Origin of the sequence: Mesorhizobium sp. M1A.F.Ca.IN.020.03.2.1 (assembly GCF_004023205.1) — a bacterium.
Taxonomy (GTDB): Bacteria; Pseudomonadota; Alphaproteobacteria; order Rhizobiales; family Rhizobiaceae; genus Mesorhizobium.
Genome location: NZ_RZSV01000449.1, coordinates 1 through 1662, shown reverse-complemented (window position 1 = coordinate 1662; position 1662 = coordinate 1). Strand labels below are relative to the sequence as shown.

Genomic DNA, 1662 nt, shown 5'->3' with positions numbered 1-1662 from the left:
GATGAGCAGCAGATAAAGCACCGGGATCGCCGACCAGATCTCGATGAAGCGTTGAAACAGAAGGTCCGTCCAGCCGCCGAAATAGCCTTGCACCGCGCCGGCCGCGACGCCGATCAGCGAGGAGCCGAGCGTCAGGATCAGCCCGAACAGCACCGAGATGCGGAAGCCGTAAAGCACGCGTGCCAGCACGTCGCGCGCCTGGTCGTCGGTGCCCAGCCAATTCCAGTTGCCGACGACGCAGTTCGGATCGGCTTCGCCCTGCGGATACTGGCTGCAGCGCGTCTTCTTGTCGTAAAGCCAGGACGGCTTGGCGGGTGCGGCTTCTGGGATGGCGTTGTTGACCGTTTGATAGGAGTAGCGGACCGGCGGCCAGATCATCCAGCCATTGGCATTGATCTCGTCCTGAATCACCGGATCGCGATAGTCCGTGACGGCATAAAAGCCGCCGAATTTCTCTTCCGGGTAGGCGACCAGAACCGGAAACAGGATCTCGCCCTTGTAGGAGGCGATGATGGGCTTGTCGTTGGCGATCAATTCGGAAAACAGCGACAGCACGAACAGCAACAGGAAGATCCACAGCGACCAGTAGCCGCGCCGGTTCGCCTTGAAGTTTTGCAGCCGCCGCTGATTGAGCGGCGACAACCACGGCCGGGCGGCGCGGGCCGGCTTGGCTTCTGCCGAAGCTGCCGTCATCAGACGTCTCTCCGCTCGAAATCGATGCGCGGATCGACCCAGGTGTAGATCAGGTCCGAGAGCAGGGCGACGAACAGGCCGAGCAGCGAGAAGATGTAGAGATTGGCAAAGACCACCGGGTAGTCGCGGTCGATCACCGACTTGAAGCCGAGCAGACCGAGCCCGTCGAGCGAGAAGATGTTTTCGATCAGCAGCGAGCCGGTGAAGAAGGCCGAGATGAAGGCGCCCGGGAACCCTGCGATAACGATCAGCATGGCGTTGCGGAAGACATGGCCATAAAGCACCTTGCGCTCCGACAGACCCTTGGCGCGCGCCGTCACCACATATTGCTTGCGGATCTCCTCGAGGAACGAGTTCTTGGTCAAAAGCGTCGTCGTGGCGAAGGCCGACAGCACAAGTGCGGTCAGCGGCAGCGTCATGTGCCAGAAATAGTCGATGATCTTGTCCGGCCAGGACAGCTGGTCCCAATTGTCGGAAACGATGCCGCGCAGCGGGAACCAATCCCAGAACGAGCCGCCGGCAAACAGCACCATCAAAAGGATGCCGAACAGGAAGCCGGGGATGGCATAGCCGACGATCACCACGCCGCTCGTCCAGACATCGAAGGTCGAGCCGTCCTGCACCGCCTTGCGGATGCCGAGCGGGATCGAGATCAGGTAGGAGAGCAGCGTGATCCAGAGCCCAATCGAGATCGACACTGGCATCTTTTCCAGGATCAGGTCGAGCACCGAGATGTCGCGGAAATAACTGTCGCCGAAGTCGAAGCGGGCATAGTTCCACAGCATCATGCCGAAGCGCTCGAGCGGCGGCTTGTCGAAGCCGAACTGCTTTTCGAGCTTCTTGATGAATTCGGGGTCCAACCCTTGGGCCCCGCGATATTTCGAGCCGACATCGCCGGCGACGTCGAAATTGGTGGCGCCCGCGTCGCCACCGCCGCCGCCGAGGCGATCCGTGCCGCCCTGGTTGGTG

General features: G+C 61.3%; 1 protein-coding gene and 1 pseudogene. Both read right to left on the bottom strand.

Translation table 11 applies throughout. The annotated features are described in order from the left end of the window. Nucleotides 1-693, bottom strand: a pseudogene (locus tag EOA79_RS31920) (ABC transporter permease); the annotation flags it as partial. Further along, nucleotides 693-1662 (bottom strand): microcin C ABC transporter permease YejB (locus EOA79_RS31915; protein ID WP_164894065.1); only part of this gene is annotated, 970 nt, incomplete at its 5' end. The gene EOA79_RS31915 and the pseudogene EOA79_RS31920, both read right to left, overlap by 1 nt.